The sequence below is a fragment of the Halovulum marinum genome (assembly GCF_009697225.1).
GTDB classification, from domain to species: domain Bacteria; phylum Pseudomonadota; class Alphaproteobacteria; order Rhodobacterales; family Rhodobacteraceae; genus Halovulum; species Halovulum marinum.
This window is the reverse complement of the sequence record NZ_WIND01000010.1, coordinates 1-22,153: the sequence shown is the minus strand read 5'-3', so window position 1 is coordinate 22,153 and position 22,153 is coordinate 1. Positions and strand designations below refer to the sequence as shown.

At 61.9% G+C, this 22,153-nt stretch carries 17 protein-coding genes and 4 pseudogenes; 15 read left to right on the top strand and 6 right to left on the bottom strand.

Annotated elements, in window-relative coordinates:
* Nucleotides 1–19: 19 nt before the first annotated feature.
* Nucleotides 20–2,725 carry a Z1 domain-containing protein gene (locus tag GE300_RS13015; protein WP_233416992.1) on the top strand — a complete coding sequence of 902 codons (2,706 nt, stop codon included), beginning with the start codon at nt 20–22 and terminating at the stop codon, nt 2,723–2,725.
* 8 nt (nt 2,726–2,733) lie between these two features.
* Nucleotides 2,734–3,822 (top strand): PD-(D/E)XK motif protein, encoded by a 1,089-nt coding sequence (locus GE300_RS13010; RefSeq protein WP_154447009.1) that lies wholly within the window; start codon nt 2,734–2,736, stop codon nt 3,820–3,822.
* A gap of 120 nt (nt 3,823–3,942) precedes the next feature.
* On the opposite strand, the gene GE300_RS13005 is transcribed toward GE300_RS13010, so the two are convergent.
* Both GE300_RS13005 and GE300_RS13000 read right to left on the bottom strand, forming a co-directional pair.
* The gene (locus GE300_RS13005; RefSeq protein ID WP_154447008.1) at nt 3,943–4,335 is read right to left on the bottom strand and encodes a hypothetical protein; all 393 of its coding nucleotides are present in this window, start codon (nt 4,333–4,335) and stop codon (nt 3,943–3,945) included.
* Nucleotides 4,332–5,264, bottom strand: a pseudogene (locus GE300_RS13000) (recombinase family protein); the annotation flags it as partial. The gene GE300_RS13005 and the pseudogene GE300_RS13000, both read right to left, overlap by 4 nt.
* Between GE300_RS13000 and GE300_RS12995 the strand changes: the two are divergent.
* Both GE300_RS12995 and GE300_RS12990 read left to right on the top strand, forming a co-directional pair.
* Entirely contained in the window at nt 5,239–6,282 is a 1,044-nt protein-coding gene (locus GE300_RS12995; RefSeq protein ID WP_154447007.1) for a DNA cytosine methyltransferase, read from the top strand. The pseudogene GE300_RS13000 and the gene GE300_RS12995 overlap by 26 nt on opposite strands.
* Before the next feature lie 9 nt (nt 6,283–6,291).
* Complete coding sequence (locus GE300_RS12990) at nt 6,292–6,516, top strand: DUF7220 family protein (protein ID WP_154447006.1); 225 nt, start codon at nt 6,292–6,294, stop codon at nt 6,514–6,516.
* A gap of 54 nt (nt 6,517–6,570) precedes the next feature.
* Here GE300_RS12990 and GE300_RS12985 read toward each other — a convergent pair whose 3' ends face one another.
* Complete coding sequence (locus GE300_RS12985; RefSeq protein ID WP_154447005.1) at nt 6,571–7,146, bottom strand: DUF3489 domain-containing protein; 576 nt, start codon at nt 7,144–7,146, stop codon at nt 6,571–6,573.
* Between the two features lie 94 nt (nt 7,147–7,240).
* Nucleotides 7,241–7,513, bottom strand: coding sequence for a hypothetical protein (locus GE300_RS12980; protein ID WP_154447004.1), 273 nt, complete (start codon nt 7,511–7,513; stop codon nt 7,241–7,243).
* 634 nt (nt 7,514–8,147) lie between these two features.
* Here GE300_RS12980 and GE300_RS12970 point away from each other — a divergent pair.
* A pseudogene (locus tag GE300_RS12970) lies at nt 8,148–8,486 on the top strand (NlpC/P60 family protein); the annotation flags it as partial.
* Here the strand turns inward: GE300_RS12970 and GE300_RS23005 are convergent.
* A complete protein-coding gene (locus GE300_RS23005; protein WP_233417012.1) occupies nt 8,396–8,626 on the bottom strand; it encodes a hypothetical protein in 231 nt (76 codons plus the stop codon). The pseudogene GE300_RS12970 and the gene GE300_RS23005 overlap by 91 nt on opposite strands.
* Between GE300_RS23005 and GE300_RS12965 the strand changes: the two genes are divergently transcribed.
* The 7 genes and pseudogenes from GE300_RS12965 to GE300_RS23885 all read left to right on the top strand — a co-directional run bounded on the left by GE300_RS12965 (nt 8,529) and on the right by GE300_RS23885 (nt 17,021).
* Complete coding sequence (locus tag GE300_RS12965) at nt 8,529–12,458, top strand: baseplate multidomain protein megatron (protein ID WP_456064538.1); 3,930 nt, start codon at nt 8,529–8,531, stop codon at nt 12,456–12,458. The genes GE300_RS23005 and GE300_RS12965 overlap by 98 nt on opposite strands.
* A 7-nt stretch (nt 12,459–12,465) precedes the next feature.
* Nucleotides 12,466–13,542: a DUF2793 domain-containing protein gene (locus tag GE300_RS12960; RefSeq protein ID WP_154447001.1), complete on the top strand. Its 1,077-nt coding sequence runs from the start codon at nt 12,466–12,468 to the stop codon at nt 13,540–13,542.
* A 19-nt stretch (nt 13,543–13,561) separates the two neighbouring features.
* Complete coding sequence (locus tag GE300_RS12955) at nt 13,562–13,849, top strand: DUF6127 family protein (RefSeq protein ID WP_085378178.1); 288 nt, start codon at nt 13,562–13,564, stop codon at nt 13,847–13,849.
* Between the two features lie 160 nt (nt 13,850–14,009).
* Entirely contained in the window at nt 14,010–14,684 is a 675-nt protein-coding gene (locus tag GE300_RS12950) for a YcbK family protein (protein ID WP_154447000.1), read from the top strand.
* Nucleotides 14,685–14,967: 283 nt separating this feature from the next.
* Nucleotides 14,968–15,278 (top strand): annotated as a pseudogene (locus GE300_RS23000) (IS3 family transposase); the annotation flags it as partial.
* A gap of 212 nt (nt 15,279–15,490) precedes the next feature.
* Nucleotides 15,491–16,276 (top strand): phosphorylase family protein, encoded by a 786-nt coding sequence (locus GE300_RS12945; protein WP_154446999.1) that lies wholly within the window; start codon nt 15,491–15,493, stop codon nt 16,274–16,276.
* A gap of 31 nt (nt 16,277–16,307) precedes the next feature.
* Nucleotides 16,308–17,021 carry a class II aldolase/adducin family protein gene (locus GE300_RS23885; protein WP_154446998.1) on the top strand — a complete coding sequence of 238 codons (714 nt, stop codon included), beginning with the start codon at nt 16,308–16,310 and terminating at the stop codon, nt 17,019–17,021.
* On the opposite strand, the gene GE300_RS12935 is transcribed toward GE300_RS23885, so the two are convergent.
* Complete coding sequence (locus GE300_RS12935) at nt 16,940–18,310, bottom strand: radical SAM protein (RefSeq protein WP_154446997.1); 1,371 nt, start codon at nt 18,308–18,310, stop codon at nt 16,940–16,942. The genes GE300_RS23885 and GE300_RS12935 overlap by 82 nt on opposite strands.
* A 210-nt stretch (nt 18,311–18,520) precedes the next feature.
* Here GE300_RS12935 and GE300_RS23565 point away from each other — a divergent pair, with 210 nt between their 5' ends.
* From GE300_RS23565 to GE300_RS12925, 3 genes and pseudogenes are all read left to right on the top strand, one after another.
* Nucleotides 18,521–18,652, top strand: coding sequence for a hypothetical protein (locus GE300_RS23565; RefSeq protein WP_267905447.1), 132 nt, complete (start codon nt 18,521–18,523; stop codon nt 18,650–18,652).
* Between the two features lie 137 nt (nt 18,653–18,789).
* A pseudogene (locus GE300_RS23880) lies at nt 18,790–19,965 on the top strand (IS3 family transposase); the annotation flags it as partial.
* Nucleotides 19,966–20,321: 356 nt separating this feature from the next.
* The gene (locus tag GE300_RS12925; protein WP_154446996.1) at nt 20,322–21,548 is read left to right on the top strand and encodes a hypothetical protein; all 1,227 of its coding nucleotides are present in this window, start codon (nt 20,322–20,324) and stop codon (nt 21,546–21,548) included.
* Nucleotides 21,549–22,153: the final 605 nt, after the last annotated feature.

Genomic DNA, 22,153 nt, shown 5'->3' with positions numbered 1-22,153 from the left:
CAAGGCTCAACTCGCCGGCTTGACCGACACAGCGCGTGCCGCAGTTGAGGCAGACTCTCGCTACATTTTGCAGCGCGGAATATTGGCCGCCGACACCGCGAAGCCCGATGAGTGGTCATTCCGCCGCTCGCGCACGGGACTCGTCATGGGTTCGGTTCAGTCTGGCAAAACCGCTTCAATGCTGGGTGTCTCAGCCTTGGCCATCGACAACGGCCTCGACATCATCGTTGTACTCGCCGGGACCCGCCTCTCCTTGTGGCGCCAAACCTATGAGAGGCTGCAGCAGCAGTTGGACTCTGGCGAGGAAAACGCACAGAAAGTTAAACGCCGCCTGCTGTGTCCTGCGCCTGGCATCGCTCTGTCAGAACAGGCCCACTCGCTGACAACCACCTACCGTTTGTCGTCTGCACAGGTTCGAAAACGGCTGCGTCAGGGCATGCCTCTGATCATCGTGGCGATGAAGCAGACTGACCATCTGCATGCCCTCGCAGCAAGCCTCCGCGACAACGTTTTTAAAGAAGTTAAGGAGCTTGGTCGGACCGTCCACATGCTCGTGCTTGACGATGAGGCCGACGATGGCTCAATTCTCGACGCCGTAGTTGAGTCCTCGCAGGACCCCATTTACGGCAACCTAAAGCAGATCCCGCGTGCGATCGCCAACCTCTGGGATCCTCCACAAGGTTCGCCTGAAAATCTCTTCTCGACCTACATCGCCTATACGGCGACACCCCAGGCCAACCTCCTTCAGGAGGATCACAACCCCCTGGCACCACGAGACTTCCTGATCTCTCTTCGCACGCCACTTGACGTCGGCCATCCAGTAGACACGACCGACCCTGGCAATCTCAACGCACCTCGCTCATCGACTTACCCCGAGGCGGCTGGGATACGTTCATGCTACACTGGCGGTGAGGTATTCTATCGCCGCGCGGAGGCAGCCAAACTTTGCGTGCCCACCACCAACTCCGTGCAGCAGGACCTCGCCGACGCCGTCCGAGCATTCTTGGTAGCGGGCGCCATCCGCCTTTACCGCTCTGGAAAGCTCGGCCCGGCGTCCGCACTCGCAATGCAGTTCGACACCAAGGAAGAAGCCCTTACCAACGCGTCTTCGCCGCACTCGATGCTGTATCACCCTTCTGCAGCAATCCAGCACCACTTCAAGGGTGCTGAGGATCTCTTGATCTGGGCAGGGTTTCAGGATCGAGCGACGGCTCGAGATATGCTCGATGAGGGAGATGCCAGGCTTCCGCACGCCTTGGTGGAACAACTTCTGGCGGATCCCGCCCCATGGGCGCAATGGCTTAAAAAGTATCGTGCCTCCGCCAAAGTGATCGAGGAGGAGTTCGACCTCCTGCCACCGGCGAGTTTCCCGGACTGGCAGACGGTCGAAGAGCTATTGGTTAGGGAGATGATCCCTGGAACTAGGATCGCAGTGGTTAACAGCGACCCTAACGCTGACGATCGCCCTGCATACGCACCAACCCTGGATGCAGAAACCGGTAAATGGAGAGCAGCTCGCGACCTTTGCACGATCTTTGTCTCAGGAAATGTCATGGCGCGGGGGCTGACGCTGGAAGGGATGACCACAACGTTGTTTCAGCGCTCATCGGCCAACCCGTTGGCAGACACCCAGATGCAGATGCAGCGCTGGTTCGGCTACCGCGGGTCATATATTGAGTTGTGCCGCGTCTTCGCCTCCAGCGACCAACTCTCCCTCTTCAGTGCTTATCACGATGTCGACGAAGCAGTTCGAACTGCCATCATCGAGCGCATGGTGAGCGACGCTCCTAAACCTACCGTCTTGCAGGGGCTAAATTTCGAAGCCACAGGCAAGATCGCAGGCCTGGGTAACCTTCCGCTATCACCGGGAGCCCGCCCCTTCGTGACGGTCATCAATGACAGCCACCGGCCGGATCCCAATGCAGACGTCGTGGCTGGACTCTTTGTTCGGCCATCCGAATCCAGCGACCTCACTGTCGCCAATGTGCTGCGGGGCCGGATCCTAAATGTTCCACTCGAACTGACCGAGGCCGCCGAACTCTTGGATAGCCTCAACTTCGCGGATTACCGTCCCGGGAGCGAGGGGCTTTACGCGAACTTCTGGAGCGATATCGAAGCTCGCGCAAACGCAGTCGCCCCACTGACGGACGCACCTTTCTATCGCCCACCGGTGAGGCATAGTGAGGGAAATGAGCCGAGGCGAGCCTGTCCCTATGCCATCGCCGCTTACCTTCGGCTTTGGTCGGCCAGTCTCTCTCGGCCGATTACGGGCCTATTTGTCACCGGCCAGCCCAGCAATCTGTGGTCCTACGCCGATCTCACGCGAAAGAACGCTGAGCAACCACGGTTCTGGATCGGCATTCGTTACGGAGGTGGCGCCACCATATCCAAAGGTCCATTGGCACAGCTCCCATTCAACATACGCGCCACCACAAAGAGGGTGGCGGGAGGCGAACTCCAGACCACTTGGGGTGCGAGTGACCCCAACGCCGGCCCGGGTCAGTATCGCGGCGACGTCTACTTCGACTACTATCACCGTTGCGCTGACGTGCCGTCCAGCAGCAACACAGGATGGCGACCCAGCGGCTCCGACGGTCAAATTCTCTTCTACGTCAATCAACACTCGGACGACGAGCATCCCACGGTCGCAGTTGGAGTCTGTCTCCCTGCGGGAGGTCCAGAGCAGTTTTCTGCCACCCGTGCTGGGGCGACCATCATTAAGTAGAAACTCCCATGACCAGCTACGAAGCAGTTCTAAACCAGATCAACGTCGTTCCGGCGGGCACAAATGGAGAAGACCGAGCCATTACTTGGTTGACGGATGCGAAAGTGGTCGGGATCGCTCGGAATAGTCGCGGCCATTTGGAACTGTTCCTTGCAGGCGAAGAGTTAAGCCCCCGGACCGGCGCAGTGAAGACTGCGCTTCACTACCACTCCTGGCACCGTGAAACTCTGCCTCCGCTGAACGCAAACCGCATTTGCTTGCCTGCGCTGGGGCATTTCGACCAGGTCGGTGCATTTATTGCCGCTGAACTGCTGCGCGAGAAGGCTGATGCTAATTTAGAGCGCGCCTTTGCCGTCACCGAGCCGCTGATCGAACTTGCCATTAAGCGCTTGGAGATCTCCGAGAATGCGATTCTCGGACTTGTTGGGGAACTGCTACTACTCGACGCTCTGTGCCGACGGGCTACCGATCCTCAGGTCGGACCAATCGTCCAAGCTTGGGATGGCTGGCGCCGCTCGGCAAGGGACTTCACATGGGAAGGCACGGGCGTAGAAATAAAAACCACTACTGGCACCACCTCAAGTCACGCAATCCATGGCATCCACCAGATTGAACCTACCCCTGCCAGTGATGACACGGCAGGTGAAGCGCGTCTGCTCCTCGTAAGTATCGGCCTGTGCCAAGCTGATCTCAATGCGCCTGCTTTGTCGATCCCTTCCTTGGTGGAGAGCATCCTCGAGCGTCTCAAGGCCACCGGGGCTAGTGGCTTGGTCGACGAGTTTCTCACGCGGGTGTCTGTGTACGGCGCAGAGTCAGGCATCGGATACGAGCATGCCACGATGGTCAAAGAGGCACCGTTTACGACTAAATTCAGCGTGACTTTCGTTCGTGGGTACGACATGGCAGATCCAGGGGTCGAGGTCCTGAGGCGCGATGACGTCATCGCCCATCAGCACGTGGATGCACATTCAGTCACTTTTCGTATGGAACTTCCCGCTACGATCAGTTCGGACAATCCCATCGTAGGCGTCCGACGCGTGGTGGAAGCGATCCTAAGACCGCACAGTTTGGGACTGTTTACTTCTGAGCAAAACTGACCCCCGGAGGATAGGTTGGCCTTGGCTTGAATGGCCGCCCTGCGTGCGGCCCTGGATGTCCGCTTCAGTGAAGCTGCACCTTATCAAATCGCGAAACGGCCAACGGCAGCTGAGGGCAGTTCAGGTAGTTTCTATCTTTGAAAATCGTTGCTTCTCCCACTCAACTGGGAAAGGCTCCAGCACTCTCACCAGCGTCACCTCTCGCCCCTGCTGCCCATCCAGGATCGCCTCCACGATGTCAGGCGCAAGTAGGGCGAGCCGTAGGACGCGGGTCATGTATGAAGGTGCAATGCCCTCGTGCTCGGCCAGTTCGGCGATGGTTGCGAACTCGCCTGACTCCAGCAACCTCTTCCAACGGAATGCACGGGCCAACGCTTTGACCAGTGTGCCGTCGGTCCGGCACGGTTGCTTGACGCCCGCCGGCAACTGCATCTCCTTACGGCCGCCGCGCTTCACGATCCGGAACGGGACGTGGAGTGTCACGGTGTCGGGGATGGCAGCCCCGCGTGTCATGCTGCGGCCTCGATATCGCCGGCAAGCATCTCGCGCGTGAGGTCACTAAGGCCGTCCACGCGTAGCCGGATGTTCAAGCCATCAACGCCGATGTCCACGCACTCGACCAGCAGCGCGACGATCCGTGCCTGCTCGGCGGGGAACAGTTCGTCCCACAGGGGATCGACCTGCTGCAGGGCCGCGCGGGCGTCGGATTCGGTTATGTCGTCGGCGTGGGCGCGCGCCGCCTTCCACGTGCCCGCGACGATCTCCGGCTGGCGAAACACGGTGCGGAGTTGGTCAATGACGGCCGCCTCGATCTCGCCGGCGGGCACGCGGCCGACCGGACAGGCTCCCGCGCCGTGCTTCAGCACTGTCTGGCTGACGTAGTAGCGGTAGAGCCTGTCGCCCTTGCGGGTGTGCGTCGGCGAGAAGGCCGCGCCGTCCGGTCCGAACAGCAGTCCCTTCAGCAGCGCGGGCGTCTCGGCGCGGGTGCGCGCGGCGCGCTTGCGGGGGCTTTCCTGCAGGATGGCGTGGACGCGGTCCCATGTTGGGCGGTCGATGATCGCGTCGTGCTCGCCGGGATAGCTCTCTCCCCTGTGGACCGCCTCGCCGATGTAGGCGCGGTTGTTCAGCAACCGGTACAGGTACTTCTTGTCGATCCGGTTGCCACGCGGCGTGCGGAGGCCGCGTATCGCGACCTCCCGCGCCAGTTCCGTCCCCGATCCGATCTCGAGGAAGCGGGCGAAGATCCAGCGGACATGCTCGGCGGCGTCTTCGTCGATCACCAGCTTCCGGTTCTCGACGCGGTAGCCGTAGGGCGGCACCCCGCCCATCCACATGCCCTTCTTCCGACTGGCGGCGACCTTGTCGCGGATGCGTTCGGCTGTGACCTCCCGCTCGAACTGGGCGAAGGACAGCAGGATGCCCACGCGGCCTGACGACGTGGATGGCGTGGCTCTACCTTCCTCCGGCCTGTCTGCCGGAGCCGGCGACGCGTGCCTCTTCGGCCTCTCGCTCTGCTCCGGCGCCGGCGGGCTCGACCTCGGGCTGCACCTCGCATGCCCCGGATATCGCACTGTCGGTCATGTCGAGCGGGACGCCTACGCCGCGGCCATCCTCGTGGCGCGGATGGAAGACGCGGCCCTGGATCGGGCGCCTGTCTGGGACGACGTTGCCACCTTCGACGGCCGCCCGTGGCGCGGCGCGGTGGACATCGTCACTGCGGGCTATCCGTGCCAGCCGTTCTCCGTCGCGGGCAAGCGCCGGGGCGCGGACGACCCGCGCCACCTCTGGCCGCATGTCGCCCGCGTCGTCGGCGAGACCGAGCCGCCCTTCGTCTTCCTCGAGAACGTCGCGCATCATCTCCGCCTCGGCTTCCCCGAAGTCGCCGGAGGACTGGTCGGCATGGGCTACCGCCTTGCGGCGGGCCTCTTCACGGCGGCGGAAGTCGGCGCGCCCCACCGGCGCGAGCGGCTCTTCATCCTCGCCCACCGCGAGCGCGACGAGTTGGCCGACCCCGCGTGCCTGCTCCGGGACGCGGTCGAGCGGCGGGAACAGGACCGAGATGATGCGGCTCTGGCCGACGCCGCTGGCGGGCGACAGCAAGGGAACGCGGAACTCGACGAGCAATCGCAGCGAGACGGCGCGCCCGCGCAACGACGGGTCGACGCTCTGCGATGCGACCCGGCTCTGGATGACGCCGACAGCGCGGGATCACAAGGACGGGGCGACGAGCCTCGCGAACACGCCGGTGAACGGGCTGCTTGGCCGCCAGGTCCTGGTGACGCCGACGGCTGGCGGGAGTTCCTGCGACACGCCCCGGACCTTGAACCCGCTGTTCGTCGAGGCGCTGATGGGCTGGCCTACCGGGTGGACAGGCTTCGGCTCTGTGGCAACGGAGTGGTCCCGCTGGTCGCGGCGCATGCGCTCCGAACTCTCGCAGCTCAACTGCTGGCCGATGGATGAGGGAGTGCGATGAAGCAGAGCCGGGCCATGTCGCTGGTTGAGGCCATCGCCAACGTGGCGGTGGGCTACGGCGTCGCGGTCGTGACGCAGATCCTGATCTTCCCGGTCTTCGGGCTGCACACGACACTCGCGCAGAACCTGAAGATAGGCGCGGTGTTCACGGTGGTGAGCATCGCGCGGTCCTTCGCCCTGAGGCGGCTGTTCGAGGCGATCCGGGTGCGCGGGGCACGATGAGATACCGCCGCCCCATGTGGGACGGCGGCATTGGGACCATCGTGGTGTGCGGCTTCAGTTGTCTGTGATGCGGTAGGCTCTACCGCGCCCCTCGATTTTCTCGGAGGTGATGGTCAGGCCGAGCTTCTTTTTCAGCGCGCCGGACATGGCGCCCCTAGCCGTGTGAGCTTGCCAGTCGAGGGCCGCAACGATCTCGTCGATGGTCGCGCCGCCCTCCGCGCGGAGCATCTCGATCAGCTTCGCCTGCTTGGTGCCCGCGCGCGGTGTGCGCGCCTTGGGCGCGGGGTCGGCCTCCGCGGGAGCCCCCGCACTCGGCGCTTCGTCGGCGCCCGTGGGCGCACTGGCGCCGCCTTCCGGCTCGATCCCGATGGCGGCGAGGCCCGCGTCGGTGATGTGCAGCAGGATGGCGCGGCCGTCCGCGTCGTTGCGCCAGATGCGGTTGAGCGCGGCGTCGGCCTTGGTCTGGCTGTCGGTCGCGGTCTCCGCGATCAGCCCGCGCTTCAGCAGCGCGCCGACCACCTTGGCGGCGGCGCCGCCGCGGAGCGAGCCGGGGAGTGGCAGGACGTTGCGGTCCTCGCGCTGCGCGGCGGCGCTGAGGATCACGAGCTGGGTGTCGGAAAGCTTGGTCATCTGGGGTCTCCGGTTTCGGGGCCGCGACCGTCGCGACCCTCCTACGACCCCGAGCCGCGCGGCGGCGCGGCGGGAGTTCCGGCTGGGCCGGAGATTATTCGGCGTGTTCGCCTTCGCCGAAGGCGCTGTCGGTGATGCGCTTCAGGAGGCTGGCGTAGTGTTCGAGGGTGCCGACATGGCCCCAGTTGATCTCTTCGGGGTGGGCGTTGAAGTGGTCGTCGCTGAGCACCTGCAGCCGGGCGAGCATCTCGTCGATCTCGGCCTTCCTTCCGATGAAGGCGTTCAGGGCGGCGTCGCGGTTGCGCCGGGCCTTCTCGGCGCGGGCCTCAAAGCGCGGGGTGGTGATCGGGTTCAGGCGGCTGGTCATCGTGTTGCCTCCGGGTGAGTTGCATCGTCCTTGTGGGATGAACGTTCGCTCCGCTGGCCCGGCTTATCAACTCGATAAGCTCCTGGTTTTGAATGATAATCGGAGCTGGCGATGCAGGGCATGAGCGAGCGCCAGTACGCCGCCCATGTCGGGCTGTCGCGCGGCGCAATCCAGAAGGCGAAGGCCGCCGGTCGGCTCGTCCTGCACGAGGATGGCAGCATCGACGCCGCGGCTTCGGACCGGCTGCGGGCGGAGACGACCGATCCGTCGAAGACCAGAAAAGCGCCCGCGCCGAAGCTGAAGCCGGTGCCGGAGGCGGCGGTCTCGGCGGTCGGCGACACGCTGAAGGAACAGGGCCTCGCGGCTCCTGCGACGGGCGGAGGCACGACGTTCCTGCAGGCGAAGACGGCGCATGAGGTGCTGAAGGCGCAGGAGCGGCGCATCCGGCTCGCCAAGCTGAAGGGTGAGCTGGTCGACCGCGACCGCGCCACCGCGCTGGTCTTCCGGCTCGCGCGCGAGGAACGCGACGCGTGGGTGAACTGGCCGGCGCGGGTGGCTGCGCTGATGGCGGCGGAGTTGACGGCCTCAAGCAGCGAAGCGGTAGGCCACGAGGTGACCATCGAGACGGCGGCCATGCAGAAGGTTGGCGCGCGGCGTCTGGCGAGAGGTGGTGGGCCCCGAGCCGTTCCCGATCCCGCCCTACAGCCGCGACTGGGGCGAGACCGGACCGCGCGAGGTTCTGGCCGAGGGCGCGCGGCGGATGATGATCGAAGTGGAACCTGCGGCAGCCGGTCCGGGAACGCTGGTCCTCTTCCGCATGAAGCCCCGCGCCATTGCCAAGCATGTCGGGATCCTCACCGGGCGCGACAGCTTCCTCCACGCCTATGAGCGACTCGGCGTCATCGAGGAACCGCTCACCGCTGCCTGGCGGCGGCGCATCGCCTTCGCCTTCCTGTTTCCAGCCAAGGTCTGATCCGAAATGGCCTCTCTCGTTCTCGGCGTCGCCGGCTCCGCCATCGGCGGCAGCATCGGCGGCACGATCCTCGGCGTCAGCGCCGCGACCATCGGCGGCTTCGTCGGATCGGCCGTCGGTTCCGTGGTCGACAGCTTCATCGTCTCGTCCCTCGCACCTGCGCAGCGGATCGAGGGCCAGCGGCTCGACAGTCTGCGGATCACCTCGTCGACGGAAGGCGCGGTCATCCCGCGGGTCTTCGGGCGCATGCGCATGGGCGGCAATGTGATCTGGGCGACCGATTTCCGCGAGGAGACGCGGACCACGACGCAGGGCGGCGGCAAGGGCGGCAGTGGCGGGAAGGTCCAGACCACCGAGCATCTCTATTACGCGAGTTTCGCGGTTGCCTTGTCAGAGGGTCCAATCACCGGCATCGGGCGTATCTGGGCCGATGGCAAGCCGATGGACCTCTCGGGCGTTACCTGGCGCTGGTATCCCGGCGACGAGGCGCAGACGGCGGACCCGTTCATCGCGGCCAGGATGGGCGCGGCCAGCACACCCGCCTGGCGCGGCACCGCCTATGTCGTCTTCGAGGAGCTGCCGCTCGCCAGCTTCGGCAACCGTCTGCCGCAGCTCAGCTTCGAGGTGTTCCGCCCGCTCGCCGATCCAGACACCGCCGAGGGGGTCGTGCGCGCGGTCACAATGATCCCGGCGTCGGGCGAGTTCACCTATGCCACCGAGGGCATCCGCAAGGGCGGCGGCGATTCCTCCGACCCGGACAACCTGAACGCGCGTGCCGACACCGCCGACATGGTGATGGCGCTCGACCGGCTGCAGGCGAGCGCGCCCGCGGTCGAGAGCGTCAGCCTCGTCGTCGCCTGGTTCGGGGACGATCTGCGCGCGGGCGACTGCCGGGTCATGCCGGGGGTCGAGCTGGCGGCGAAGACCACCATCCCGATGACATGGAGCGTGAACGGCGTTGCCCGCGCCAATGCCCATCTCGTGAGCCGCGATGCCGAGGACCGGCCGGTGTTCGGCGGGACGCCGGCCGACTTCGCGGTGGTGCAGGCGATCCAGGAGATGAAGGCCCGCGGCCTGCGCGTGACGCTCTCACCCTTCCTGCTGATGGACGTGCCGCCCGGCAATACGCTGCCGGACCCCTACAGCGACAACGCGGCCGGGATCGGCCAACCCGCCTTCCCGTGGCGCGGCCGGATCACCGTCTCGCCCGCGGCGGGATATGCCGGGAGTCCGGACCGGACCGCCGTAGCGGCCTCGCAGGTCGCGGCTTTCTTCGGCGCCGCCAGTCCCTCCGACTTCGCCGTGTCGGGTGAGACCGTCAGCTGGACCGGCGCCGCGGGTGATTGGGGCCTGCGCCGCATGGTGCTGCATTACGCCCATCTCTGTGCCGCCGCGGGCGGGGTCGATGCCTTCCTGATCGGATCCGAGATACGGGGGCTCACCACGATCCGCTCTGACGCCTCGACCTATCCGGCTGTGCAGGCCCTCCGGGGGCTCGCAGCCGACGTCCGCGCCATCCTCGGCGCGGGCACGCAGATAAGCTACGCCGCCGACTGGTCGGAATATTTCGGGCACCAGCCCGCCGACGGCAGCGGCGATGTCCATTTCCATCTCGATCCGCTCTGGGCCGACCCGGCGATCGACTTCGTCGGCATCGACAACTACATGCCGCTCTCCGATTGGCGCGACGGCTTCGACCATGTCGATGCGCAGGACGGCTGGACCGCGATCTACGACCGGGCCTATCTGCAGTCGAACATTGCGGGCGGCGAGGGCTTCGACTGGTTCTACGCCTCCGACGCGGATCGTGCCGCGCAGCTCCGAACCCTGATCACCGATGGTGCTTACGGAGCGCCATGGGTCTTCCGCACCAAGGATCTGCGGAGCTGGTGGTCGAACCCGCATCACGACCGCCCGGGCGGAGTGGAGAGTGCTGTGCCCACAGGCTGGGTGCCGCAATCGAAGCCGATCCGCTTCACCGAGCTCGGCTGCCCCGCCATCGACCTCGGCACCAACCAGCCGAACGTCTTCTTCGACCCGAAATCGTCGGAGAGCTTCACGCCGCATTTCTCGCGGGGCTGGCGCGATGACGCGATCCAGCGCGCCTATCTGGAGGCGACGTATCTCTGGTGGGGCGAGGCCGCGAACAACCCGGTGTCCGTCATCTATGGCGGGCCGATGGTGCATGTGCCCGAATGCGCCGCCTGGACGTGGGACGCGCGGCCGTACCCGTTCTTCCCCGCACTGACCGACGTCTGGACGGACGGCGCGAACTGGCGGCTCGGGCACTGGCTGACCGGACGGCTCGGGGCGGTGTCGCTGGCGGCGCTCGTCCGTCACCTCTGCCTGCGCGCAAGAATGCCTGAGGCGCGGATCGACGTCACCGGTCTCTGGGGCGCGGTCGAGGGCTACGCCATTACGGCGCTGGAAAGCCCGCGCGCGTCGATCACCGCGCTGTCGCGCCACTTCGGCTTCGACGCCGTTGAGACCGAAGGGGTGATCCGCTTCGTGATGCGCGCCCGGGCTTCCGTTGCCACCCTCGTACCCGACGATCTGGTGGCCGCCCGCGAGGGCGACGTGCTGGAACTGACCCGCGGCCAGGAGACCGAACTGCCGCAGGCCCTGAAGTGGCAGGTCGCCCGCGCCGACGAGGATTACGACGCGGCCCTCGTCGAGGCGCGGCGCATCACGGTCGACACGACGCGCATCGCCTCCGAGTCCTTCCCGATGGCGGTGCCGCCCGAGGAAGCCGAACGCCGCTGCCGCCGCGCGTTGATGGAGGCATGGGTGGGGCGCGAGACGGCGGCGTTCCGTCTGCCGCCCTCGCGCCTCGCGCTGGACCCGGCCGATGTGGTGGCGCTCGACCATGACGGCCGGCAGGTCGCGCTGCGTCTGGTCTCGATCGCCGACGCCGAGGCGCGCGGCGTCGAGGCCGTGCGCCAGGATCGGGAGGCCTACGACCTGCCGCCCGGGCAGGCGCGGTCCTCGGCGCTCTCCCGCGCCGTCGTCTTCGGCCCGCCCGCGGCGGTGCTCATGGACCTGCCGCAGATCAGCGAGGACCAGCCGGCGCACCGGCCGCTCATCGCGGCCCATGCCATCCCCTGGCCGGGCGAGATCGCCGTTTTCCGCAGCCCCTCGACGGACGGCTTCGAGCTGCTGACCACGTTTGGCAGCCGCGCCCGGATCGGGGTGCTGGTCGCAGATTTCTACGCCGGGCCTACGTCGCGCTTCGATCTCGGCAATGCGCTGGTGGTCGATCTGCTGACCGGCACGCTGGAAAGCATCACCGACCTTGCCCTCTTCGGCGGGGCGAATGCGCTCGCCATCGAGAGCGCGCCCGGCGTCTGGGAGATCGTGCAGGCGGGCGCGGCCGAGCTGCTGGCGCCGGGCCGGTATCAGCTCACCCGGCTCCTGCGTGGTCAGCGCGGCACCGAGGGCGCCATGGGCAACCCGGCTCCGGAAGGCGCCCGGGTCGTTGTGCTGGACACCGCGCTCGCCTCGCTGCCCGTCGCCGAGGCCGATCTCGGCATGCCGTGGAACTGGCGCATCGGCCCGGCAAGCCGGCCGGTCAGCGACGACACCTATGTGGCCACCACCTTCACGCCCGCGGGCGTAGGGCTGCGGCCATTCTCGGTCGCCCATGTCGAGCAGCCGTGGCGCAAGCCGCGTACGCCCGGCGATCTGACGATCCGCTGGACGCGCCGATCCCGGGCGCTCGCGGCCGACAGCTGGGGCGCGCTCGAGGTGCCGCTTGCCGAAGAGATCGAGGCCTACGAGGTCGAGATCCTCGCGGGCAGCGAGGTCAGGCGGGTGCTCAGCAGCACGACGACCAGCGTCACCTACACCGGCGCCGAGCAGACCGCCGACTGGGGCGCACCGCTCGACCCCGGAGACAGCCTGGACATCCGCATCTTCCAGCTCTCCGCCCTCGTGGGACGGGGCGCGCCCAAGACCGTCACGCTAACCTTCTGAGGCCCCCATGTCCGACGCCACGTCACATCTCCTGCTGCCCTACATCCTGGCGGCGCAGGCCCAGAAGCACGTCACCCACAACGAGGCGCTGCGGATCCTCGACGGGCTGGTGCAACTCTCCGTGCTCGACAGGGACCTGACCGCGCCGCCCGCCAGCCCCACTGATGGCGACCGTTACATCGTCGGCTCGGGCGCGACGGGGGACTGGGCGGGCTGGGACCTGAACGTGGCGCTCTGGACCGACGGGGCCTGGCTGCGCCTGCCGCCGCGGACAGGCTGGCGGGCATGGGTCGAGGACGAAGGTCTCCTGCTGGTCTATGACGGCGGGGGCTGGGTCGGAACCACACCGGCCGCGCTGCAGAACATCGCGCTGCTCGGGTTGGGCACGACAGCGGATGCCTCGAACCCGTTCTCGGCCAAGCTCAACGCCGCGCTCTGGACGGCGAAGACCGTGGCCGAGGGTGGCACCGGCGATCTCTTCTACACCATGAACAAGGAGGCTGCGGGCGACGATCTCGGGCTGACGCTGCAGACCGGCTTCGTGACCAAGGCGCTGGTGGGGCTCTTCGGCTCCGACCGCTTCCGCCTCGCGGTCTCCGCCGACGGCAGCACCTTCTTCGACGGGCTGAGCGTCGACAACACGAACGGCATCGTCGACCAGCCGCAACTGCCGCGCTTCAAGGCCTGGACGAACTACGACAACTATGTCGGCGTCGGAGCCTGGACGAAGATCGGCCTCAACAACACCGACTACAACGATCAGGGCTGTTTCGATTCCGGGACCAACCTCTTCACAGCACCTGTGGACGGCACTTACCTCTTCGGCGCGACGCTGCTCTACAAGATCAACGCCAGCGCCACGGCTCGCATGCGCGGGCGGCTCGTGTTGAATGGCACGACGGAAATCCGCGGCTCCCTCGGCGAAATCTCGGCCACCCATGTCTCGCTCGCCACCGCGATCTGGTTGCAGACCATGGTGCCGCTGACTGCGGGCGATACCGTCGAGCTGCAGGGGTATTTCCGGGTCGCGGACGGCTACTTCGCCGCCGATCACACGTCCTTCTGGGGCTGCAAGATCGGCTGAGCGGCGGAAGGAGGCTCCGATGACACCACCCCGATCCGAGGGCTTCGTGCGCATGCCCGACGCCGAGTTCGAGGCAATCCTGACCCGAGCAGCCGAGGAAGGCGCGAAGCGTGCGCTCGCCGATGTCGGGCTCGACGGCGACGAGGCAGCGCTCGACATCCGCGATCTGCGCTCCCTGGTGGACTGCATCCGGCTGGTGCGCCGCACCGCCATGCAGACGGCCGTCCGCATGATCACCACCGGCGTCATGCTGGCGTTGCTCGCGGGCATCGCCATCAAGCTGAAGATCTTCGGCGGCAGCCCGTAGCTGCGCCCCATCCCCATTCATCGGCCCGCAATGACCCGCCCTCGTGGCGGGGTGAGCCGTGGTCTGCCTGTCAGGCAGACGGGAAGGTCCAGTGGACCTTCCCGTGCGGCGAACGCACCGAGCCCTGCGAGGGGCCGGAAACTCGTTTTCGGAGGACCTCATGACCACGACCTTCCACCGACATTGGCGCGACGTGCCCGAGAGCAGCTGGCGCTGGCCGAACTTCTCGCCAGCCGAGATCGCCTGCCGGGGCACCGGCAAGCTGCTGGTCAACGAACCGGCCCTCGACAAGCTGCAGGCGCTGCGCGACCGGCTGGGCAAGCCGCTGATCGTCCGCTCCGCCTATCGTAGCCCCGAGCACAACCAGGCCGTCGGCGGCGCGACCCGCTCCAAGCACCTCGACGGCGCCGCCTTCGACATCGCCATGGCGAACCACGACCCGGCGGCATTCGAGGCTGCGGCGCGCGCGGTCGGGTTCCTTGGCTTCGGGTTCTACCCGCGATCCGGGTTCATGCACATCGACCTTGGCCCCGAGCGTCAGTGGGGCGAGCGGTTCCCGGTCCGTGCGACGGCATTTGCAGCCGAGACGCCGCCCGCACGCGAAGTGCTTGCCGAGAGCCGCACCATGAAGGGCGGTGGCGCGGCTGGCGTGGCGACGCTGGGCGCAGCTGGCGTCGAGTTTGCGCAGAGCGTCCTGGCCGAGACCCAATCCGCAATCCTGCCGCTCGTGCCATACCTCGACACACTCCGTTGGGTGTTCATCGCCGTGGCGCTCGTCGGGATCGGCGTCACGATCTACGCCCGCCTCGATGACTGGCGTCGGGGGCAGCGATGATCGGCGGGCGCCCTGCTACGCTCGCCGGATCGGCATGGGCAAGCACGGCGCTCCACTACAGCGTCACTGCCCTCGCGATCCTTCTGTTTCTGCTGGCCCTCCGCTGCTCCGGCGAGCGCGCCGGGAGTCTGGCCCGACGGCTCGAGGCCATGGAGAAAACCATGACGTACAAAGGTGGATGCCCAAGGCGGCGGCGCGTCGCCCTCTCGATCGCAAGGAGCTTGCTGAGCGGCGGTAGCATCTGTGACGAGAAACTTGGGAATGCCCATCGAGCCTTAAGAATATACCTGAGCATGTGCATACTTCTGACCGTGAGATCATCACCCATAGCGACCGGCGGCCGCGCTCGTCATCATACGAGAAGCTGCGGATCGTCGAGGAGACGCTGGATAACACCGCCTGCATTTTCATTTAGAGCGCCGCAATGGCGTCGCTCCGAACCTGCTGTATCGTTGACCGCGTCTGATGCCGGAGGGAGGGGCCGTGGATGTTTCAGGAGACGAAGCCGTCACAAGCGATCGCTCCGCCAAGCAGATGGAGGACCGCACTCGCGAGATGAAACGTCAGCTAGGGCGCAAGACGCTGGAGGGCGAGAGCAGCCAGCGAGAGTTGCCTTTCTATCGCCAACGATTTAGGATGATCTCGTAAGATAACTTCGCGACTAAGACACTCGAAATTTCGCACGACCGAATGTGTTGCCAAGTGGCATGGATCGATGCCGGTTTTGCAACAATAGAAGTACTGTTTGAGCAAAAGCGCAATGTTTTTTCAAAACGCATGAAAGCCAACAGAAAAGCCGGCAGTCAATGAGTGTAGCTGAAAGCAGACACAGAGAATACTGGCTCTCCAAACTTGAGATACCTTCAGAAAATTCGCCGACCGCTCTAATAATTTACGGTACTAGATATCTTGGCGAAAACCTGAGTCGCATGGCCTCGAATTTCAATCACGTCAAATACATTACTGGCCGAGGGAAATTTCTCGACGATCTTTTTATTACCAATATTAGCGGCCGCTGTGTCGCAATTGCCACCGCCTATGGCGCTCCAATGGCCGCTGAGCTCGTTCACGTTTTTTGTGAAATCGGAGTCGATGTAGTTATCCATACGGGAAGCTGCGGGTCTTTGACATCGGACTTGGAGTTAGGAACCGTTCTAGTCGTTTCCAAGGCGTGGTCTGGAGAAGGCGTTTCGCAGTACTACTTACCCAAAAAGCCGTTTTTCAAAAGCACTCTTTCCGTACCTATTCTCGCCCGCGCCATAAAAACCAGCCATTTAACGGTCAAAACAGGTCCAGTTTTTACCACTTCAGCATGCCTAATGGAAAGCGACAAGGATAAAAATACATGGCGCTCTAAAGGGTGCCTAGCCGTAGATATGGAGTGTGCATCTGTTTTCTCAGTCTGCCATTACTATCATGTTCAATGCGCGGCGTTGCTGTGGGTTTCCGATCTAGTTAACGGTCAATGCGCTGCACCAATTTCTCCGATCGACGGCGAAGAATTGAACTCCCTAAAGAACCGACTTCTAGAAATTTCGATAGAAATTATGCTCAATGCGACCGATAACAAAATACAAATCTCGAGAGACTAGCGACGACCTTATCGTATAGGAATGAGCTTCTATGAGTTCCAAGAGTAGAGAAGAATTCGCTGCTGCACACAGGATTTGTGCTTCCCTTAACTTACACGACGCAATAGACGGACATATGAGTTATCGGGCCGCCTGCGACTGTGATGAGATGCTATTATCGCCATATCCTTTGCACTGGTCCGAAGTTACTAACACGGCAATTGTTCGCGTAAATCTATCGACTAAGAGTGTCATATATCCGAAAAACTATAATGTCGATGTACCAGCATGGTCACTACACCATCCTCTTCAATCGTTGCACCCTCGGCATAGCTGCTTTATTCACGCGCACCCACCGTTCGCTACCGCAATTACATGCCGTAGAGATGGAAGAGTGCTACCAATTCATCAGAACTGCCTATCGATTTGCTCTGACATTACTTATTATGATAATTACGATGGAGAGATCGAAGACGAAGCTACAGGAATTGATATCGCCAAGCAGATGGAATCTAACTCAATTGTCATGCTGAAAAGCCACGGAGTAGTAACAGGTGGCGCTAATCCTGCGCACGCGCTGAAACGACTCTACTATCTGGAGAGAGCGTGTCAATATCAAATTCTCGCTGAAAGAACGAACATTGAACTATGTGATTTAAGTCACCTCTTGAGTTCGGCTGAAACTCATGCACCTGACCCAGAGGGAGAGTCACATGCGACGCGGTTGTTTGCCGCTTGGTGGCGAACTGTCGAGAAACTTAGCTGAGCCGATTCGTCGCGTTCCAATTGGTTAAGATCAGGAGAATATTTTTTACGGAAGATCGTCATCAACGCTGAAAGTGCCTTCATTCCCGCATTGATTTGTTTGTCACTGAGCCATGACTTTCGGAAACTATAATCGTCATCGTCACCAGGCAAGGTGCTCCCGACATCGCCCCCGCGGCGGCCGGGATAGACGGACAGATTCGCGTAGTTGAATGTTGAGATTACGTCTATATACTCATCAATAAAACGCAACGTTTCCGCGTAATCATCGCCTGGGATGCCAAAAATCAAATTAGGAATGAGATAAACGTTGTCACTGTTTCTTTCAGCGCCACAATTTCCATTGTGGGCTCTAAGAATTTCACATACTTCACGCACATGTTTCATGCGGTGCGGTTTCTTCAAAGATCGCAGCAAGTCATCTCGACAGGTTTCTATGCCAATTTCGATGTACTTCACGCGCAGGTCAGAGATTGCCTCCGACAGGAGTTGACCACCATTTGCTAATAGTTGTGTGGCCGTGGATTGTACTATAAAGCCTCGGAATTCCTTGTTTACCTTACTAATTTCGACGAATAGGTCACTCAGTGTGCGGTAGTTGTCGCACTGGCCAAACGTCTTATCGTCTATATATAGAAGTGAGTGTTTGATGCCAGTTAAGGAAGCCAACTGCTTGTCAATACTCTTTTGATCAACTGGCTCGACCAAGCGCGGGACCGAGCAAAAATTGCAATGGTGCTTGCAGCCCGTACTCAATGTAAATCTCGGGATGTACTCCATCCCATCGTTGAAGAGATGGTATCGCGGCCCCAAGTCTGCCTGATAGTTCAGCAACGGAAACAGTAGCAGCTGCTTTGGATCGTCCAGAAAAGTACAGTTTGGAAATTGAGAAAATTCCGTGGCGTCGACGTACCCGCCTAGCAGGAACTTTACGTCTGCACATTCGGAAATAATCTTCATTATAATTTTTGCGTTAACATTCATCACCGAAAATAGTACATAGTCGAATCGTTCAGAGCGTATCCTATTGATACCGGCCTCAATATTTTCGACGATAATGAGGGTCTGCTCAATGCTTCTATCAACGCGGCCTGATATTATTGGTATCCAATGGGGGATGTCCAGAAAGTCTTCCCTAAAATGAAAGCCCGGCATGGATCTGTAGCACGTACTATAGAATTGACGGTACTCATGATCGCTAGGCTTAATGAGCTTGTCGCTTACTTGACAGAAGGCGATGCGGATACGCTTCGGGATGTGCGAGTGCTGCAAGTCGTTATCCAGTCTCAAGAAATCGACTCCGAGGCGGCAAAAAATAGCGGAGGCCTTACTCAACCCTAACCTTTCCCAGGCCACAGTTGGCACGCTTAACGCAAGCTTGACAAAAATTTGACCATACGGCAAGCTATTCTGGCGGACTCTGGGCAGCCCTAGCAGATTGTCGAAGGCGCTGTAGCCGTCACTCTAATTTCAAGCCTACAGAGAATGAGGAGTTACACAATGTCCAAGAACAACGAGACTGTTGCTAAGGCCAAGAAAGAGATCGAAGCAGCCAAAGCCGAGAGCGATATCAACGCGGTGAAGGCTCGGCTGGACAAAATCTCAAATATGCTGGATGCAGTTCAGATATGAATACGGTCTATTGAACAGCTGGTGAAGCTACTTCGCAGCGGCAAGCCGAAGAGACGCGCGGATGGCGCTGTGATCCCCGCTTCCACCTCCATCTTGAATTGAGTACGGCCGAACTATAGGACCGGGCTGTGAAGTGATCGAAGTTCAGTGATGAGCGGGACGGCGTTGTGCGCGAGCAGCAGACCGTTGCGATGATCGCCAAGGTGTGCCGGCAGCACGAGTTCAGCAGTTCTGCGTTGTACACTGGGAAGTCGAATTGCGGCGGCCTGGGTGTATTCGCTGCGAAACGGCTGAAGGCCGTGGAAGAGGGGGAGTTCCAAGTTGAAGCGGCTGCTCGCCGACGCCATGCTCGATAGCGCCGCGCTGAAGGATCTTCTGGCGCGAGAGTTGTAGCGCCTGCCGCCAATCGGACAGCTGTCGCTCACCTGGTGCAGACGCACGAGATGAACGAGCGGCGGGCGTCCTCCTTGGTCGGGGCGGACCGGATGATAATTCGGTGTCGCTGCTGTAGTACCGTCGATACGATCTTAGCAAGCGACTTCGTGAGTTGGAGGGCGCGCGACTGCGCTTCTTCTATCGGCGCTTGCAGGTTCTCTTGCGCCAGGAGGGGTGGTCCATGAACCGCAAGAAGACCCAGCGGCTCTATCGCGAGGAGGGTCAGTCGATGCGCCGCCGACTTGGCCGCAAGCACACGACGGGGACGCGCACGCCGATCCTGACGGCGATCGCGCCGAACGCGCGCTGGTCGGTTGGCTTCGTTGTACGACTAGCTAGTCGCCGGCCGGCGGCTGCGCATCCTCAACGTGGTGGACGAGGTGATTAAGGAACGCCTAGCCGCCGTCGTCGACACGTCGACCTCGGGGAAGCTTGCGGCGCGAGCGCTGAGCGCGCTCGTGGCGGTGCGCGGCAAGCCCGACCTGATTGTCAGCGACCACGTCATCGAGTTCACCTCGAACGCCATGGTCGCTTGGAGGGAGGCCACCGGCGTTGCCTGGCATTTCTTCGCGCCGGGCAAGCCGATGCACAACGGCATCTGCGAAGCCTTCAGCGGTCAGATGCGGGACGAGCTTCTCAACGAGACGCTGCTCTTCGACCTCGGCCACGCCTGCGACGAAGTCGCGAACTGGGTCACACACTATAGCCACATCCGGTACCATTCTGCGATTGGCTACGAGACGCCGGCAGGCTACGCGGCCCAACTAGCCGCAATGGACGGTCGGCTCTGCGAAGCGAAAGCGCTCCGCCGGCCGTCCATTGCTCCATCGGCGCTTCAGCGCCCAACTGAAACGCCGACTTCGGCTTCAGCTGAATGAAAGTCCGCGGTCACAGCGATGTCGTTACTAAAATATTTCTATATGAGCGCACAAATACTTGCGCTTGCGCCGATGAATTGAATCTCGCGCAACCAAACGAATTACAATCTGCCCTTTCGACGATCGAACGCGGTTTCGTGGTAGTTGTCGGTGAGTGGGAGCAGCTCGATTCTTCAGTTGCTCGGAGTTTGATTTCGTGGGCTTCGGTTTCCAGAAATCGAGCGTATGGTATACAGGAGAGGGGGTTCTTCGAGCGTTCGAGCAGGGGGAAGTTTTTGCTACCTTCGGCCACTGTTGCGGAGGTGGATCCTAGTAGGGCAGTTGTTCACTCGGTAGGTGGATCAGCACCGACTACTGTGGCGGAAGTATTATTACTTCAGGAATCCCCCAATCCTCCCTTTGCGATTTCGTTAACAAACCATGGCGCAGAGCACTGCATCGTTTTGGAGGATCGGTGGATTGTTGCCGATGAAGATGTTCTTCAGTCAGTCAAAGGTATTCTTTCTAGTCGAATTTCAAGTCCAGTCATCCTTTTAAACGCATGCGGATCGTTAAGACTCGGCGACTCATGTGTTCCGAAGAAGTACTCGGTGGCCGCTGCGCTAGCAGAATCGGGTGCCAATGTTATCGGGCCTATGAGGATCGTTCCCATCTTTCCTGGCCTTGCTTCGCTCTTCTCAACGCTGATTCTATCGGGTGAGCCGCTAGGAAGAATCGTGAATGCCCTAAATTTCCACATTGAAGAAGCCTACGGTGAGCGAGGTGCCTATCATCTGCTGGGAGACCCGACATTCGCACTAGGTTCTGATACTGTCGTTGCGTTACTACCTAAAGAGCCTAAGAGCTACACACAAGATATTTGCCCCGTACAGAAATCGGTTGCTGCGCTGGAAGCATGTATCAATCTGTTTGAAGTTCTCGATAGGTGCGGAGCTTGGGATGCAGGCTCAAAAGCGGCCATGGAAAGCGTTTTTGAGGCTCATCGTACAGGAGTTCTCTCTACTCGCGCTAAACATGCTATTTTGGATTCACCGGATAGTGTGACCATCTTGAAGGACTATTTAGACGGTGCGGTTTCCCATTTTTCCACTACGTTGGTTGATCTCGTTAGTACATGTATTGGCGCGGGCCAATGGATAGGAAGTTTATACGCGCAATTCTCAGCTGAAAGGGACGGCAGCTGGGGGGCTTGTGCGAGATGCAGCGACGAAGCGATCACCATCCGATTTAAGCCATTTGGGCTTGGCGGCGGTCATTTTAGCCGTACTGAGTGCGACCGATGTGGTACAACAATTGACAAAATTGGGAATCACGTGGTTGACGAGTTAATCAGCGTAAATGTTACGCCTACTGAGTTAGAAATCTTTCTCCCGAAACGGAGGGTCGATGGGATTGCAAGGGTACTGATACACCGTGGAGGCTTGGATAAGGGTGTCCACTGGCCAGAAGAAGGTGGCATCATTGCCTTTCCCAGGGACCATCTTGGAATCCACGGACGGGTGACGATTGTGGCGCTTTGCGTGTCTGGAGCTGAACTTACCGCCTTGTATCATACAATTTTTGTACCGAAGTTTTTGAGTTAGTCCGAGTTTGGCCTTCCGGATGAGTTTATCGATCGCATTTCTGTTTATACAACAGACATCTGGCCCAGGAGCCATCGGCGCACCATCATCCCCGCGGCTGCGCTGGCGGGACTACCGGCGGCGGGGCGCGTCATAGATGATGCCGGACGCAGTGCTCTGGACGGACGGCCACACGACCTACGCGCGGATCGGGAAGGACGAGCGCATCCCACACTTCGCGCTCAACGCCGGGTGGCGCACCCCGCACAGCTATTACATCATAACCGTAAACGCCCTCATTGGCCGGTTCCGCAGCTTGATGCAGCCATTCTGCGGCCCCACCTCTAGGAACCTCGGCGCCTACGGTCCCTGGCACGCCGCCCGCGACAACTTGGGGCGCGGCCATCGGCACCCAGATGGCTGCACGCGTCAGGCTGTCGCGCCAAGACGGTTTGCTGACACCGCCCCGCGATGCATGAATAGGGCTTGACCCATCGGCGGACCGCCGAACGGATCAGGGCGAGCGCCGCGAGCGTGAGCCCCAGAATTGATAACGTAAAGAATCTTTCGCACTTTCAGATTTGACGGCTCCTTCTACAGTGAAGGAGCGACGGGATGGACGACGA